The following is a 16,163-nucleotide window of genomic DNA, read 5'->3' on the forward strand; positions in this document are numbered from 1 at the left end:
CCGCCGAGGCGAACCTCCACAGAGGGAGGAGCACCACTGGCGCGGGCGCTGGTGAGGCAAGCGTTCATTCGGGCGCTGGCGCTCCGTGGACTGCTCGACTGGGTTCTGGTGGTGTGGCGCAGTACAGCTTGTCTGAAGGGGAGGAGCGGCCACCCCACATGCCGGCCAAAGCGTCACTGGGACTGGACCTCAGGGAGGTCCAGTGGCAACAATTTCGAGGCGAGGTTCAGGGCTGAGACGGGTGCCGTCTGTTTCATTAACAAACCGGAAGACCGCTGGGGTGCCCCTCCACACCCGGAACCCGTTTCTCTCCTTCTCGCTCTGCTCGGACCGAATCTCTCTGCAAACGGTTCAATCGGAGTCCGTATAGGCTGCAATACCGCGGGCACATGGCCTTTACCAGGCTGTACAGTAGGCCTCTCGCAGGGCGGCGCAGGGCCGTCCCCAGTTTCCCAGTGGCGCCAACTCCCCCTGTGACTTCCCCTATCATCGACACCAAAATCTACCTACCGCAGCCGCGGCGGTCACTCGTCACGCGCGCTCACCTTGAAGACCAGCTGAACGCAGGCCTCTATGCCAACTTGTGTCTTGTGTTGGCGCCTGCGGGGTCAGGAAAAACCACCCTCGTCAGCGCTTGGGCTGCTGCGTCGCCGCGCCCCGTCGCCTGGCTGTCGCTCGACAACGAAGACAATGATCCGGAGCGGTTTGCGGCGTACTTTACCGCTGCCCTACGCGTGGTGACCCCAGGGCTGGCTGAACAGCTGGAGGAGGCGCTGCAGCCCGCTGGACCGCTCCCCTTACCCGACACCCTGACCGCACTGCTCAACGCCGTGGGTCGGCGCCGGGAGCCCGTCATTCTTGTTCTGGACGATTATCACGTCATTCGCCACGCATCGGTGCACGCCATGCTCAACTTCATCCTCGAGCATCAACCTCCGCAACTGCACCTGATCGTCATCACGCGGGAGGCTCCACCTTTTCCCCTCGCTCGTCTGCGCGTGCGCAATGGACTGAGTGAACTGGGTGCCTCCGAACTGCGCTTTACTTTGGGCGAGGCGGCAACCTTCCTCAATGGGGTCATGGGACTTGGCCTGTCCCCCGAGGACGTGACTGCCCTCGACGCACGCACTGAAGGCTGGGTGGCCGGGCTCCAGTTGGCGGCCCTCTCCCTGAAGCACCGCGTGGACCGAAGCGCATTTATTCACGGTTTCGCTGGAAACGACACGTACGTGCTGGAGTACCTCGTTGAAGAGATCCTCGCGCGTCAACCCGAACCCGTCCGGCGGTTCCTGCTGCACACTGCGGTGCTGGAGCGGCTGAACGGGCCGCTGTGCGACGCCGTGAGCGGACAGGGAGGAGGCCAGGAGCGGCTGGAGTCGCTCGAACGGCAGAACTTCTTCCTCGTTCCTCTGGGCGGTGCAGGCCGCTGGTACCGTTACCACCGCCTGTTTGCCGAAGCACTTGAAGCGCGGCTGCGGGCCGAAGAGGCGGAACGGGTGCCGCTCTTACACCGCCGCGCGAGCACCTGGTTCGAACAGCAGGATTTGCTCGCCGATGCAGTTCGGCATGCCCTCGCGGGAGAAGACTTTGAGCGGGCGGCCGACCTGCTCGAACGGATCATTCCTGAGTTGCGCCGAGACCTCCGGGAGGGCGCCGTCCTGGGCTGGCTCCAAGCCCTTCCCGAGGAGCTCATGCGCTCCCGCCCGGCCCTGAACGTGCATTACGCCAAAGCGTTGCTGGCAACCGGGGACCTGCACAGCGTCGAGGCGAGGTTAAGCGCAGCAGAACGTTGGTTGGAAGTGCGCCGCGTGGAAGACCGTCCACACCTGCCTGTGGAGATTGCAATCTACCGCGCTGCCAGCGCCATGACGCTCGGCGAGGTGGACGAGGCGGAGCGGCATGCGCAGTGGGCACTCCGGCTTTCCAATGAGGATGACCACCTCGCCCGCGGTGCAGTGGCAGGTTTCCTCGGTTTGACGTCCCTGCACCGCGGGCACCTCGAGGCAGCGCGCCTTCATTGGGCGGAAGGGGAGACCCTCTTGCTGCGTGCGGGTCATGTGCCGGACGCCGTGGGAGCGGCGCGCGCCCAGGCCGATATTCTCATCGTTCAGGGCCACCTGCAGGAGGCAAGACGCACGTATGAACGAGGCCTCCAGTTCGCCTGCCCGCCTGGGCAGGCGGCCGCGCGAGGCGCGGCGGACATGCATGTGGGCCTGAGTGGGCTCCACCAGGAGTGGAACGACCTGGCGGGCGCCCAGCATCACCTCCAGCGGAGTGAGGCGCTTGGCGTCCACATGGGACTGCCGCAGCACAGTTGGCGCGAGCCCATGGCCCTGGCAGGGATGCACGTGCAGCAGGGAAATCTGGACGAGGCCCTTCGCCTCCTTGAGGAGGCTGGGCGCCGGTACGTGCCCGACTTCTTTCCAGATGTACGCCTCGTGTCCGCATCAAGGGCACGCGTGTTGCTCCTGCAAGGCCGCGTGAAGGCCGCTGAGGCCATCATCCGGGAATGGAGCGTCTCCCCCCACGACGCCGTGCCGTTCGTTCGGGAGCTTGCGCACCTCACATGGGCGCGCGCGCGCCTCGCCAGTTCGCGGGGCGACCGGGAACGGCGCGGTGCGCTGGGACTTCTGACGCGCCTGGAAGAGGCGGCTGCCGCCGGTGGACGGACCGGCACCCTCATTGAAATCCTCACCCTGCAGGCACTGGCCCACGACCCAGACGACGAGTCCGGGACGGCGACAGCGCTCGTTCCACTGGCACGCGCCCTCGAGCTGGCCGAGCCTGAAGGCCACATCCGGGTCTTCCTGAGCGGAGGCTCCCGGCTGGTTCCGTTGCTCCACCGCGCGGTGAAGCGTGGAATCCTCCCGGCCTACACCCGTGGCCTGCTTGCCGCGTTCCGCCCCTTTGAGGGTGAAGGCGGCAGGGTCCAACCTACAGGTGAAGGCTTGAGTGCGCGCGAATTGAGCGTTCTCAAGTGGCTGACCACGGATTTGGGCGGACCCGACATCGCCCGCGCACTTGGAGTCTCACTCAACACGCTCAGAACGCATACCCAACACATCTACGGCAAGCTCGGCGTACGCAACCGCCGAAGTGCCGTTCGTCGTGCGCAAGAACTCGGCATCCTCTGATAAGGATTGCGGAAAATTCGTTACATCCTCCGGTGATTTTGCGCCTCTGCGTCACCGTTTTTCCCGCTCGTGCTGCGCAGCGTTGCGCGTCCGCTCGGGTTGGCCCGCTCTCTCATCACGGATGAACCCCAGTCCCGATCAGAGGATGTGTTGACACCGCCAGGTGTACTCGACAGGGCACAACGCCGCTGATGGTCACCAGATGTGGTGACGCCGCGTCACCACATCCCGACCTACTTTGCCTTCACAGTTCCGAAAAGGGGCTGTGTGAGGAGAACACCCATGACCTTTACAAAAGAGGGCCTGATTCAGAATGGCGGTTTGGCCGCTGCCGCATGCGGACTGCTGTTTATCCTGGTCCAGATGCTCCATCCGGCCGAAGTGCTCACCGCCGTTACCACGCTCCGCTGGGCAGTGGTTCACGGGTTGACCCTGCTGATGGCCATCCTGGGGCTGCTCGGCGTCACCTCTGTTTACATGCACCAGGCAGAACGTACCGGTTGGAGCGGTTTCCTGGGCTTCTTGCTCCTCTTTACCTGGCTGATCCTCGTCGCGGCCTTCACCTTCGTCGAAACCTTCATCCTGCCGCTGCTAGTAGCGCAAGATCCCCACTTCGTTGGGGCCTTTCTCGGCATCTTCGGCGGTCAACCGGGAGGCATGAAGCTGGGCCCACTCGCTGCTGTCGGCCCGCTTTCCGGAGTGCTGTACATGCTCGGCGCAGGTCTCCTGGGCATCACGACGTTACGCGCAGCGCTCCTACCGCGCAGGGCGGGTGCGCTGCTCGTCATCGCCGCGCTATCCCCCCTCGCGGTGTCGTTCCTACCACATCCCGTCCAGCGCATTGCCGCCGTTCCCATGGGCGTGAGCCTGATCTGGCTTGGGCTGGCACTCTGGAGGGGGCGCCAACAACTGGATACCACGCCCCTGAACCGGCAGTCTGCAGCCCTCTGATCAGTGCGCGGTAGATTCTCCCACCTACGGCCGGGCTGAACCTCTCACGGTGCTGGGCTTTGCAGCGTGTGTTCCCCTGCCCGCTGCAACCGCAGCGGTTTCGACAACTGCTCAAGGTCCCCCATTGGCAACTCCCGTGTTCTCTTTCTCTACAGCGACACTGCCTGCGGCAGGGAGGGGACGCCCTGCTGTACCAAGCCAAAGCATCGGGGCGGGACCAATGGCAAATGGCCTCCCCTCTTTCGCCGTGACACCCGAGGGAATTCCTCCCTTGCGGCAGGACATAACCTCAACGAGGACGTCATGGACTTGGAGGAAGTTGCCCTCTATAGGCGGAATGCCACATGCCTAACCCTGCACCGTGGTGGGGAGGAGGTCTTCAGGGAATCGGTGAGGGCAGATCTTTGCCCTGGGTGGGTCTATGTGCCAGAGTCGACAGGGGAGACCTGTGACCACGCTTAAGTCTCACTGCAACACCGGGAGAAACGATGAGCCAGCATTTTGTGATTCACTACGTTCCTGGCCCAGCCTGGTTGCCCAACCACCCCGTCTTTGAACAGCCACTACAGCCTCATCTCGCCTATATAACGCAACTTCATCATCAAGGCGTTGTCCTCGCGGGCGGACCGTATACCGACAATTCCGGTGGACTGGTAATTTTACAACCAACTACACGGGAGGCAGCACAAATGGTCATTCTAAATGATCCAGCCATTATTCCAGGAATCATGACGGCTTCGGCAAATCCATGGTACAGCGTGTTTAATGGACTGCCACAAGCAGTCAATGCCAAACGCCGTTTAGGGCTTGAGGCTGGGGTAGCCGAGTAGGACGGAGACGAGGAAAAATGGAGACGGTATGTGCAGATACCGTCACCATCATAGTTTAGGTCGTCGTGCGGTGATTCGTCAGCTCCACCGTTGGGCGAAGCGGCACTTCAGCGATCTGAAGCGATTTAAGCATCAGAAGCTGACGGATGCCCTGCTCGTGGCCCTCTTGCTCGCTCGCTTCGTGTTCAAGCAGCCGTATCGCTCGATCTGGTGGAACATGTTGAGGGAAGACCGCGTCGGTCTTCCCTCCTACCCCCAGGCGTACATGCGAAGCGTGCGTCTGCTGGAACGCCTCGAAGCCTTGGTCAGCCCCGCCAAACGCTGTGCAGAAGTGATCATTGACTCCATGCCGCTCCCGGTGTGTCGCCCGAAACGAGGCAAGCGGTGCAAGTTCCCGGGAGCGAAATGGGGGTTTGGGACCCAGGGCGACGTGTACGGGTACAAGCTGCATGCCTGGGTGACACCCGCAGGGGAGATCGTCCAGTACCTCCTCAAACCCGCCAATCTTCACGACACCACCGTCAGCTATGAGTTGAACCGGAGGTGGCCTGAGTTCGGCGGGCCAAAGATCATTGGGGACAAGGGCTATTGCTGCCTGGGCGACCTGTTCCCACCCAAGAAAAACACCCGCTATGACAACGGGTGGCGGCAAGACCGCCACCCAAAGCTCCGCAAACGCATTGAAACCGTCTTTTCACAATTGGTCGAAGCTCAAATTCGCTCCGTTCAGACCAAAACACTTCCCTCTCTCCGGCTCCGCGTCGTCCTGGCCGTCCTCGCCCATAACCTCGCTCAGCCCTAAACGGCGTGCCAAATAGTCGAGATGCGGGCACAATACGTATTTAAATAGCAAGTATGGATCCCCGATCGAGGATATTTATTAAAGCCGACAATATCTTAAAGAACGGACGGCATTAGTCGAAAGCATCAAGCAACGGGACTTTTTTTGTCCACCTTCTCTTGGGTTTCTAAAATCTTTCAATTCTCCTCACCCGCTCCTGCAGGACGCGGAGTTCGATTGGTTTCAATCGGTTTCGCATTTGCAGACCAAGTTCAAAGTGCGCGAAGAGTGGATGATCATTCTTCGCCTGAAATAGCAGGTCTTCCAGTCCCGCTTTGCCCCAGAGGTGGAACTCCTGCACGCCCGTTCCGACTACCGAGGCCCAGAAAGCGTCGTAGGATTTTTTGCTGAAGTCGCAGGCTGCCGCGGGGATGAACTCCTAAGGCATCTCCGTGCCCCCAATCGTTTTTTGCACACACCCTTCCACCTGTTTCGGCGTGATTTGTTTCTCCCACTTGCACTCGGTGGTCTGCAGGCGGCCCGGTTGGGAAGTGGCGGTGGATCCTCGCCGTCCTCAGGAAGTGCTGTGAGCGGAACGCTGTCAAAGGCCCGGATACCATTGCTGTTATCTGCGTCGCACAGCCGGTGGAGTCAATGTTGGTCTAGGTTCGGTGCTTGTAGGCAGGCTGCCAAACGAGGTCTTCGGAACGGTGCGGCTCCATGTCCTTGAAGTGCAGAGGGTTCAGGGTGCGGGCGCCATTCTCCGTGGCAGCACAAGAGCAGCCTCATCACAGCAGTTTCTCGACGATCACCACGTCTTTCCAGACCCCTTCGAGTTGGCCGTGCTTCTCATAGGTGCCGACTTCCCGAAAGCCAAGTGAGGCGAGCAGGCGGCGGCTGGCGACGTTCTCGGGAAAGACGCGTGAGAGCACGCTTCCAGTATCCTGCCGCACGAGCGGCAGGTATCAGGGCATCCACCGCAGCCTTCCCTGCTCCAGTCCCCCGGATCTCTCGCTGGACATACACGCTGAACTCCGCTATCCCCGCGTAGCAGTCCCGGGGCCGGTACGTGCTGGTGCTGGCGAACGCAATTACCTGTTCGTCCCGCTCCACCACAACGATGGGGTGCTGACCATCGAACCAGCTCAGGATGTCCTCGGCTGTTCTGGGCCGGGTCTCGAAGGTGCTGCCGCGGTCCTCGATCCCCTGGGTGTAGATGTGGGCGATGAAGGGGGCGTCTGCAAGGGTGGTAGGCCGTGCGGTGATGTTCGTCATGAGTCAACTCCTCTTGTTGCGATTGACAACGTTTCTGTCCCAGATGTACTGTCTCCTCGGATCGTTGTCAAGGTCAACGAAAGGAGTCGCATGACCCAGAATGCCAGAGACTTGCTACGCCGCATCTCGCGCCTCCACACTGCCCTTCAGCAGCACACTGCCAGTTGCTGCGGAATCCACAGCCTCACCCGTTGCCAGGTACTAACCACCCTGAGCCGAGAAGGCCGTCTCACGCTCGCTGACCTCTCCCGCCACCTCGGCATCGACAAGGGCTGGCTCAGCCGCACCGTCGATGAGCTTGTTCAGGTCGACCTCGTCCACAAGCAGCCCAGCCAGATCGACCGACGAACGGTCGAACTGACCCTCACCACCCAGGGGGAACAGCAGGTCCACGCCCTGGATGAGGAACTCCTCCGCCAGTCCATGCGCCTGCTCCAGCATATTCCTCCTGAGGAACACGGGGGTGTACTGCGCGCCCTCGAACTCGTTGTTGATGCTTTGGAAGCCGAATCCACGGTTGGAGAGGGGGTGATATGCGCGACAACCTAACGTTCAGGCAGGCGGGAGCAGAGGATGCCCGGCAGACCGAAACCCTGCCAGTCGCAGCGCACCTCCTTCTATCGGGCATACACAATCAACTTGACCCCTGTTTCCTTCCGGTGAAGGACTCCGAGGTGGTCGCCATGGCTTCAAGGGAGCGTCATGGCCAACCCGGGCTCCTGGGTTCCGTCGCCGTCCAGGACGAACAGCGGGCAACAGGCAGAGGCCAGGCCCTTGTCCAAGGGATGGCCTGGCAAGCAGACGGGGACGGGGTGGAAAGCCTGGTGCTGCTGACCAACACGGCGGAGCACTCCATTCCCAGATTCGGCTTCATGCGCATACCGCGTCATGAGCTGCCTCAGAACGTGTTCGCCTCACAAGAGCTTCAGGGGGCGTGTCCAGTCTCTGCGGTGGTCATGCAGTTGCCATTCCGCCAAGGCCCAAATGTCTCATAGGAAAACCCTGCGGTATGACGCCCTGATCATTGGTGCGGGGCAGGCGGGTTTGGCCACGGCGTATCACCTTCAGCAGCGCGGGCTGCGGTTCCTGGTGCTGGAAGCCGCCCCACGGCCGGTCGGGTCATGGCCTCTACACTACGACAGCTTGAAGTTGTTCTCTCCTGCGCGTCATGCGTCCCTCCCGGGTTTTCCCTTCCCAGGTGATCCGGAGCATTACCCCACCCGGAATGAGGTGGTCGCCTACCTGGAGGCGTATGCTGCGCATTTCAACTTCCCGGTGGAGACGACCGCTGAGGTGACGCAGGTTCTACCGGACGGCGATGGATTCCGGGTATGGGCGGCTGATGGCCGCGTCTGGGACCTTCCGACACCCATTCATCCCCGATCTCCCTGGCCAGGAGCAGTTCCAGGGAAGGGCGCTGCATTCCCTCGAATACCAGCGGCCTGAAGCCTTTGTTGGACAGCGGGTCGTTGTGGTCGGTGCGGCGAACTCTGCGGTGCAGATCGCGGTGGAACTGTCTGGGACGGCACGAGTGAGCCTGGCGGCACGAACGCTGGTGAAGTTCACGCCTCAGCGTCCCTTCGGGCGTGATGTCCATGACTGGATCACCTGGGCGAGGGTGGATCAGTTGAAGCTCGGGCATCTCTCGCGGCTCCCTTCTCCCCGCAACGTGCTTGATCCTGGGGTGTACCGGGCAGCATTTCTGCAGGGCCAGGTGGATCAGCGGCCTCTGTTTGAGCGGTTTACCCGTCAGGGCGTGGTATGGCCCGGAGGGCAGCAGGAGGCGGTGGACGCGGTGGTCTTTGCCACGGGGTACCGGCCAAACTTGAGGTTCTTGTTCGGGACGGGTGCGCTCGGTACGCGTGGAGAGCCTGTACAGCGGCTGGGAGTGAGTTTGACTGTCCCCGGGTTGTACTACGTGGGGCTGAGCGGGCAGCGGGCAGTGGCGTCTGCGACGTTGCGGGGGGCTGGACCCGACGCTGAAGTGGTGACGCAGCATCTGGCGCGGGCATTCTCTCAACGAGGATGAGGACGCGTCCTGCAGCAGCAACCCATTGACGTTCTTGGATGAAGGGGCTACTTTAAATCCGTGGATTTCGATGGGACGGCAGTAATATTCAAGGCGCTCGGAGACGTACACCGCCTCAAGGCGCTGCACTTCATTGCCACGGCTGACCGCGCTTGCTGCTCCACCGGTCAGGGCGTCTGCACCTGCGACGTCCAGGAGATCCTCGGCCTCTCACAACCCACCACCAGTCACCACATGAAAATCCTCGTAGATGCTCGGCTCGTGAATGCCGAGAAGCGCGGCAAGTGGACGTACTACACCCTCAGTGCCCAAGGCATGCTCATCGCCCGCACCGCCCTCAATGCACTGCTTGCTGCTGTATCAGAACGACACGAGGAGGCTGTCTGAACTCGTTCGCTACGGATAGCAACTTCGCTCAGCGCCAGCAGGACCTGCTCCGAGAAGCCCAGCAGCAACGCTGCGCACTCCTCGCCCGGCGAATTGCCTCACCTGTCCGCAGGACAGCTGTCAGGACGCCCACGCCTGCGGGCAGCATTCCCTGCGCCACCTGCTGATTTTTTTGCCTGCCACATCGAAAATCATCAATAAGGAGTCATGATGCAGAAGATCCCCGGCCTTACCAGCAGCAGCACCACCCTTGCCCTTCTCCGTGAGCTTCGCGCCCAGCCGCAGCGGCCTCTTCAGTTTCACCTAAATGGCGAAGTCCTCGTGCCTGCGGGCTACCACGTCACGGAAGTCAAAACCGTTACCATCGAAGCGGTGGACTGCGGAGGCCACGCCAACGCCTGGCGCGAGACGGTCATCCAACTGATGGACGGTTCTGCAGAGGAAGCCAGAGCCGGATTCATGACCAATCGCAAATTCCTGGCCATCTACGACCGCGTGGTTAAGCACATCCCCGTACGTGATGAAGCCGAAGTGCGCTTCGAGTATGGCAACACTTCCATTCCCGCGGTGCAGTACCGCGTCTCTCGCATCGAGAACACTCCTGAATGCGTCATCGTTCACCTCCGCACACCTGGGGTGCAGTGCAAGGCCGGGGACACCTGCGGTACACCTGTCACCGAGAGTGGGAGCAGCGAGGGATGTGCTCCCGCGGGCAGCTGCTGTAGCCCAGCGCCCGCCGAACTGATCTCCCTAAGCTGATGTTCTAACTTCCTGTCGGCCAGCGTTCCCTTGTAGGGGCGTTGGCCGTCCTCACGGCGGTGGGATACGGCGGCCTGGCAGGTCCTGGTGGTGCACGTCACGCTGGGGGAGAGCGAGTGGCCGGGCGCCCTGAAGTACACGCGCGACATCAAGCGCAAACTGCGGGAGCGGACTTTCTGGTGGCGCAGCCCGGGAAAACGGTTCTGGAACTGGTGGAGCACCGGTTCCTCACCCACCCGCCCCGGGCCACGGACGCAATTGTGCACGTTCACGCTGAAGCGCGCCTCTGTTACGGAGGCAGTTCGGGGTACGCGAACACTCGGGCGATCAAGCGGATCATCAGCGCGATAGGCGTGCGCAGAAAAGCTTGCGGCGCGCTTAGAAGCCGTTGTGTTCACTGAACCTGGAGCGTGGCCGAGCAGGCCGAACGTAGCTGGACTGGCTGCCAATGCCAATTCACACGCTTCGTCGAGAGGGCGTGGTGATCACCGTGATGCGAGCCGCACAAACGCGACACCCTGCGTATGGGTTGGGGAATGATCGGTTCAGCTGCGTGTTCTGCTTCATGGTCTGCGCTTGGACCTGAGGAATGGTGCGTTGCATAACCCGGACATCGATGCCAAATATGTCGCGTTGGAGCAAAAGACCGGGTACACGTTCCATACCAGTTTTAAATTCTCTGCTGGAATTGACTGGCATCACGCCTGGATAACCTCACGGGCCTTAGAACGAGGAAGAAACGAAATGGGGAGTCGCTGAGGTGTCCTCGTTAACCCGGGCGTGGTCCAGGCGGCAAGCGATATCCCGCAGCCATTGGGCAACGCGGACGCGGAAGGGCAGGGTCACGATGGCGGCCATGCGGTTCTGTTGGGCTTCGAGGTGGTACTGGGCGAGGCGTTCCTGGCTGTACTCGGGTTGGTACTGGTACATACGGCCCTCCTGGAGCAAAGAGTAAACCAAGAATGACAAGATGTAAAGCCATAACTTCCATTTGATGAAGCTATACTTGACGATTGTTTGCGGCCATCTGACCCTTCCTCTCCTAATCGCGCTTTTGCACGGCGAGAGCGGAGCATGTTGCACGCTCAGTTGTGCAGTAGCGCGACTTTTCGAAGGTGCGTACCAATGGCCCTCCCTCAGGCAACGCTGCCTCAGCGCGTACGCACACCTCCTGGTCCCTGGCGACCATCCCCTCTCCTCAAACGTTGCGCCCGACGTGGGGGAAATTTTAAAATGATCGTCTAGCACGCGTATGCATCAGTGCCTTGTTGATGTTTTTCTGTGATTACTCGCCGGGCAGCCTGGACTTGGCTGAGCAGGTAGAGTGGAGGTATCTCTGACGACGCCTGCTCAAACTGCAAGAACTATGACAATGACTTCTTTACATCTTGTTTTGCTTGTTAAGGAGACCACGATATGGATCATCTCCCCTCGGATTTAGATCATGAAGAAAACCCAGATCAACAAGAATTATCAGTGGAAGACTTTATTAATCAAGCTTCTCGCCTGAGTGAGTGGGATCGCGCCCTTCCAGTTCTTGAGAAGGCTGTTTCCTTGGCTCGGCAACAAGATGATGATAGATGTGTGGCACAAAGTTTACTGCAACTTGCGACAGTCGAATGGCGCCTTTCGCATTTTTCCGATGCTCTTCTACATGCGAATGAAGCTCTTACTGGATTTCGTGAACTCGGTAGTCCAAGTGATGAAGCTTGGACTTTGCGCCTGCTGGGAAATATCTACGGTGTTCAGGGCCAGTACTCGGCTGCAGCCGAGTACTTACAATGTGCTGCAGCATTAAGTCGAACCGCAGGTGACCATGTTTGTCTGGCTTCATGTCTGAATAATCTGGGTATTATAGCCAACGAATTGGGCGATTATTCGAATGCTCTTGAATTTTTTCTGGAGGCGTTGACGGCATACGCGCCAGCTGATGAACACATCCCATCAACTCTAAACAACATAGCGTCATTGTATCGACAAATGGGGCAGCAGGAACATGCCCTGGAATATCATAGTCAGACGCTAGAATTCGTTCGTGAGCGTGCTGGACACGTGTTGTTGGCAACGTTCCTACATAACACAGCAGAAACGTTGCGCCAACTAAACCGGGAGGCCGAGGCGCTGCCCCTCCTGGAGGAGTCGCTCAAACTTGCCCGCCACCTCGGTGATCACCTTACTGAAATGCTGGCACTAGACAGCCTGGGTTTGGTTGCTCAATCATTGGGAGACGTTCCCCTCGCTCTGGAACACTACGAACAAGGGTTACGCCTTGCGGCAACGGTCAACCACCCTCTGGCCCAAGTGAAACTCCTGATGCATCATGGAGCTCTTCTTTCTAATGGCGGCCAAAAAGTGCTGGAGGAGGCCTTGCAATTGACGCTAGCCACTAAATTGAAAGCAGAAGAGCGGGAAGTTCATGATTTACTAAGTACTGAATACGAAAGGACGGGAAATTACGAGAGTGCGTTGCGGCACACCCGCCAGGCGCGTCGAGTTGAACAGGAGTTATTTAACGAGGCGCAATCACGCCGGGCTCAGGCACTTCAGATCCAATACGACGTAGCCAAAACAAGGGAAATAGCTGAGAATCAACGGATACTAAATGAGCAGTTAAAGCGTGTTAATGAGGAGCTGGACGCGTTTAGTTACACTATTTCGCATGATCTGCGGGGGCCCGTTCGTCAGATACAAGGGTTTGCCAGCTTACTACGCAGGCTCTTGAAAGCAGATGGCAACTCGCGTGCTGATCGGTATTTAGACCTAATTGAAGAAGCTATCCGGCGTCTTAACACTTTGATTGACGCCCTCCTCAAATTGGCCCGTCAGTCCCGCGACCCCCTTGAGACTAAACTGGTGGACTTAAATGCTCTGGTTCACGAAATTCAAGAAGAATTAAATGCCGGTTTGGAAGGACGCCGTGTCACTTGGAAGATAGAAAGTCTGCCATTGGTAGAAGTGGATGAAACACTGATTCGACAAGTATTTGTTAATCTCCTATCAAATGCTTTAAAGTACAGTCGGACGCGAGAACAATCTTTCGTAGAGATATATGCCGAGAAAGGCGATGGGGAATGGACAGTGCATGTGCGTGACAACGGCGTAGGATTTGATTCTGAGCAAGCCGACAAGCTTTTTGGAGTTTTTCAACGATTACATACTGAAGATGAGTTTGAAGGGACCGGGATTGGTCTTGCTACGGTGCGGCGTATTGTAATTCGACACGGAGGCCGGGTATCTGCAGTGTCAAAACTTGGAAGCGGAGCAGTCTTTAGTATTACCCTACCCACTTCGACATCTATGAAATAACTTCCTATTTAGCACGAGAACGGCGCTGGTGCTAAATGGTCACGTTCATCTTTGATTTCTAAAACAAAGACAACAGCATCTCAGGAGAGCTCTTTGAGCAAGCCTGCTCAAGGCCTCTCTCACTACATTGATGAGCAGCTCATCGCGCACCTGGAGATCGTGAATATCCAGGTGCGCATTGCTGAAGACAACCCACCTGGTAAGCGTTGGGCGGTTCACCATTGACAGCGTGCAGCACCACATTGACGGCTTCGTAGCGGAATTTGGCCGCCCACGGTGCATGGACACGGACATTGTGCTGGCACGGAAAACAAAGATCCGAAGAGGAGCCGGATGACGGTTGGACTGCGAGGAAGTGAACCCTGGGCCGTAACCTGGCGGTCTCCACACTTCGGAATGGGCGCGGTGGGCCTGAGCGCCAGCGCCGAGCAGGCCACTGGCAAGACGAAAGCTGGCGGCGTCATTCCCGCCGCTGTCAAGCGCGACATCACCTTCTTCCCTACGGCCGGAGTGTATGACCGATTCATCAACGGGGAGACGGCAGATCTGCCGAATGACGAACGCCACCGCGCACCGGCGCTTGCTTGCGCTGTACATAATGCCTTGCTTGACCCACGGCCACCTCTGTCCTACACTCCCTACCATGACGTTAACGTCATGGTAGGGGTGAAAGTGACCACGGACCGGATGCTCATCGGCGAACTCAGCAAGCGCGCAGGCGTCACGCAACGTACCGTGCGCTACTACGAGGGTCTCGGCCTGCTGAGCGCCGAGCGTGAAGGCAATGGCTTTCACTTCTACCCCCCTGAAGCGCTCGCCCGCCTCGGTAAGATCGCCATTCTCAAGCGCCTGGGCCTCGACCTCGAAGAGATCCGCGGCGTTATCGACCTGTACTTCACCGATCCTCGCGGCATTGAGGGCAAGCGCGCGGTCCTCGCCATTCTCGAACACCACCTTGCGGAAACCCAACAGAGAATTGGCGATCTCGAACGCTTCCAGGCGGAGTTGAAGGACAATATCGCCCACATGCGCAGGGTAGTTGCGCAGGCTGAACGCTGACTTTCTTTCCTGGGATATGACGTTAACGTCAAGGTGCAAGTTCAGGGCACTCAAGACCCCACCCACAACGCCAGCGTCCTTTCGCCACCCGCCCGACTTCCGGAGGCTTTTATGACGCCCACCACCCAACCGGTAGGCATGACGCGCGGCCTCACCCTGTTGTTTGCGATTGCGGGCGGCGCCGCAGTCGGCAACCTCTACTGGGCGCAACCCCTGCTCGCCACCATCGCCCACACGCTGGGGATCAGTACCGCCGCCGCAGGGCTCCTCGTGACGGTCACCCAGATCGGGTATGCGGTTGGGGTGTTCCTGGTCGTCCCGCTTGGTGACACCCTCAACCGGCGCCGCCTCATTCCTGCGATCCTCGCGTGCTCCGCGGTGGCCTTGGGCGCTACCGCGCTCGCCCCCACCTTCGCGGTCCTGCTGGTCACCCTCGCCGCCGTCGGCCTGACGACCGTCACGGGGCAACTCCTGGTCCCGCTCGCCGGGGACCTGGCGCGGGACGACCAGCGGGGGCACGCCGTGGGAACAGTCGCCTCCGGCATCCTCACTGGCATCCTGGCGTCGCGCACCATCAGTGGGCTGATCGCGGACGCCTTCGGGTGGCGCGCCATCTACGTCGTTGCCGCTGCCATCACGGCGGTCATGATGGTCCTGCTCGCCCGCACGCTGCCACCCCTTCCCACACGCGCGAGGGTGCCCTACGGTCAACTCCTCCGCTCCATCTTTACGGTGATCAAAGCGCACCGTGCCGTGCAGGTCACCCTGGTGATCTCGGCGGCCGTCTTCGCCGTCTTTACGATGTTCTGGACGGGGCTGACATTCCTGCTGAGCGCGCCCCCCTTCTCGTACTCCCTGACCCAGATTGGGCTTGTCGGTCTTGCTGGGCTGGCCGGGGCGCTCGCGGCGCAGCGCGCCGGACGGTTCCACGACCACGGGTGGTCCGTCCCCGCCACCGGCGGCGCGCTGCTGCTCGTCTTCGCCTCGCTGCTTCTGGCGGCGCTCGGGGTCCACTCCATTGCCCTCATTCTCGTGGCCGTGGTGCTGATCGATGTGGCGATCCAGACGGCGAATGTGCTGAACCAGACGCGTGTGCTCGCGGTGGATCCTGCGGCCCGCAGCCGACTGAACGCGGCGCTCGTGACGAACAACTTTATCGGGGGTGCAGTCGGCTCGGCACTGGCGGGGGTCCTATGGACACATGGCGGGTGGATTGCCGTGACCCTCGTCGCGGCCCTCCTGATCGTCGTCGTCCTGCTCGTGTGGCTGGCCCAACGACCGCACCTGGACGCGGTGAACCGGCCCGCCAGATGAGGAGGAATACGGCAAGACAACAGCGTTTTGGGCAACACCCCACATCGCATTGATCCAGGGCTGCGTTGTCGCCCCTCCTGAAAAGGCCACATCATGACCGAAGCCCAGACCCGGACACCCACGCAAGCCGCCCCCATTTCCATCGCCGCTTTCACCACCGGCGGGGACCTCGACCGGTTCCGCCCCGCTCTCCAGGAGGCCCGTGGCACAGGCACCCCGTCAACGCCGTCCAGATGGGCTGAAGTTCGGTTAGAAGGGTAGAGTTGTTGGGGAACAACTGATAGAGCCGCTCTCAGAGACGCCAGCCACGTGGGCAATACGGTTTGTGATGGCTGTGT

14 protein-coding genes and 2 pseudogenes are annotated in these 16,163 nt (G+C 60.1%); 13 read left to right on the forward strand and 3 right to left on the reverse strand.

Going from position 1 to position 16,163, the window contains the following annotated elements; genetic code table 11:
- Positions 1-473 precede the first annotated feature (473 nt).
- The 4 genes from B9A95_RS09675 to B9A95_RS09690 all read left to right on the forward strand — a co-directional run bounded on the left by B9A95_RS09675 (position 474) and on the right by B9A95_RS09690 (position 5,717).
- A complete protein-coding gene (locus B9A95_RS09675) occupies positions 474-3,134 on the forward strand; it encodes a winged helix-turn-helix domain-containing protein (protein ID WP_281255834.1) in 2,661 nt (886 codons plus the stop codon).
- A 282-nt stretch (positions 3,135-3,416) separates the two neighbouring features.
- A complete protein-coding gene (locus tag B9A95_RS09680) occupies positions 3,417-4,085 on the forward strand; it encodes a hypothetical protein (RefSeq protein ID WP_084046809.1) in 669 nt (222 codons plus the stop codon).
- A gap of 488 nt (positions 4,086-4,573) precedes the next feature.
- The gene (locus tag B9A95_RS09685) at positions 4,574-4,915 is read left to right on the forward strand and encodes a YciI family protein (RefSeq protein ID WP_084046811.1); all 342 of its coding nucleotides are present in this window, start codon (positions 4,574-4,576) and stop codon (positions 4,913-4,915) included.
- Between the two features lie 28 nt (positions 4,916-4,943).
- Complete coding sequence (locus B9A95_RS09690; protein WP_084046813.1) at positions 4,944-5,717, forward strand: transposase; 774 nt, start codon at positions 4,944-4,946, stop codon at positions 5,715-5,717.
- A 767-nt stretch (positions 5,718-6,484) separates the two neighbouring features.
- On the opposite strand, the gene B9A95_RS35260 is transcribed toward B9A95_RS09690, so the two are convergent.
- Positions 6,485-6,628: a GNAT family N-acetyltransferase gene (locus B9A95_RS35260; protein WP_245808248.1), complete on the reverse strand. Its 144-nt coding sequence runs from the start codon at positions 6,626-6,628 to the stop codon at positions 6,485-6,487.
- Between the two features lie 49 nt (positions 6,629-6,677).
- A pseudogene (locus tag B9A95_RS35265) lies at positions 6,678-6,971 on the reverse strand (N-acetyltransferase family protein); the annotation flags it as partial.
- 90 nt (positions 6,972-7,061) lie between these two features.
- On the opposite strand from B9A95_RS35265, the gene B9A95_RS09700 reads away from it, so the two are divergent.
- The 5 genes and pseudogenes from B9A95_RS09700 (at position 7,062) to B9A95_RS09720 (ending at position 10,146) form a co-directional block, all read left to right on the forward strand.
- Positions 7,062-7,520: a MarR family winged helix-turn-helix transcriptional regulator gene (locus tag B9A95_RS09700; protein WP_084046815.1), complete on the forward strand. Its 459-nt coding sequence runs from the start codon at positions 7,062-7,064 to the stop codon at positions 7,518-7,520.
- A 435-nt stretch (positions 7,521-7,955) separates the two neighbouring features.
- Positions 7,956-8,249 (forward strand): annotated as a pseudogene (locus tag B9A95_RS37025) (FAD-dependent oxidoreductase); the annotation flags it as partial.
- Positions 8,250-8,289: 40 nt separating this feature from the next.
- Positions 8,290-9,000, forward strand: a complete 711-nt coding sequence (locus tag B9A95_RS09710; protein ID WP_281255835.1) for an NAD(P)-binding domain-containing protein — start codon at positions 8,290-8,292, stop codon at positions 8,998-9,000.
- Between the two features lie 60 nt (positions 9,001-9,060).
- Positions 9,061-9,387 carry an ArsR/SmtB family transcription factor gene (locus B9A95_RS09715; RefSeq protein WP_084046820.1) on the forward strand — a complete coding sequence of 109 codons (327 nt, stop codon included), beginning with the start codon at positions 9,061-9,063 and terminating at the stop codon, positions 9,385-9,387.
- Between the two features lie 207 nt (positions 9,388-9,594).
- Positions 9,595-10,146 carry a DUF6428 family protein gene (locus B9A95_RS09720; protein WP_084046822.1) on the forward strand — a complete coding sequence of 184 codons (552 nt, stop codon included), beginning with the start codon at positions 9,595-9,597 and terminating at the stop codon, positions 10,144-10,146.
- Between the two features lie 723 nt (positions 10,147-10,869).
- On the opposite strand, the gene B9A95_RS09725 is transcribed toward B9A95_RS09720, so the two are convergent.
- Positions 10,870-11,076, reverse strand: a complete 207-nt coding sequence (locus B9A95_RS09725) for a hypothetical protein (protein ID WP_084046825.1) — start codon at positions 11,074-11,076, stop codon at positions 10,870-10,872.
- A 486-nt stretch (positions 11,077-11,562) separates the two neighbouring features.
- On the opposite strand from B9A95_RS09725, the gene B9A95_RS09730 reads away from it, so the two are divergent.
- From B9A95_RS09730 to B9A95_RS09740, 4 genes are all read left to right on the forward strand, one after another.
- The gene (locus B9A95_RS09730) at positions 11,563-13,452 is read left to right on the forward strand and encodes a tetratricopeptide repeat protein (RefSeq protein WP_084046826.1); all 1,890 of its coding nucleotides are present in this window, start codon (positions 11,563-11,565) and stop codon (positions 13,450-13,452) included.
- A gap of 93 nt (positions 13,453-13,545) precedes the next feature.
- The gene (locus tag B9A95_RS36155; RefSeq protein ID WP_281255836.1) at positions 13,546-13,677 is read left to right on the forward strand and encodes a hypothetical protein; all 132 of its coding nucleotides are present in this window, start codon (positions 13,546-13,548) and stop codon (positions 13,675-13,677) included.
- 171 nt (positions 13,678-13,848) lie between these two features.
- Complete coding sequence (locus tag B9A95_RS34535) at positions 13,849-14,511, forward strand: MerR family transcriptional regulator (RefSeq protein WP_212648293.1); 663 nt, start codon at positions 13,849-13,851, stop codon at positions 14,509-14,511.
- A 111-nt stretch (positions 14,512-14,622) separates the two neighbouring features.
- Positions 14,623-15,825, forward strand: coding sequence for an MFS transporter (locus B9A95_RS09740; protein WP_084046829.1), 1,203 nt, complete (start codon positions 14,623-14,625; stop codon positions 15,823-15,825).
- The last annotated feature ends 338 nt before the right edge of the window (positions 15,826-16,163 follow it).

This window comes from Deinococcus hopiensis KR-140 (assembly GCF_900176165.1).
GTDB lineage: Bacteria > Deinococcota > Deinococci > Deinococcales > Deinococcaceae > Deinococcus > Deinococcus hopiensis.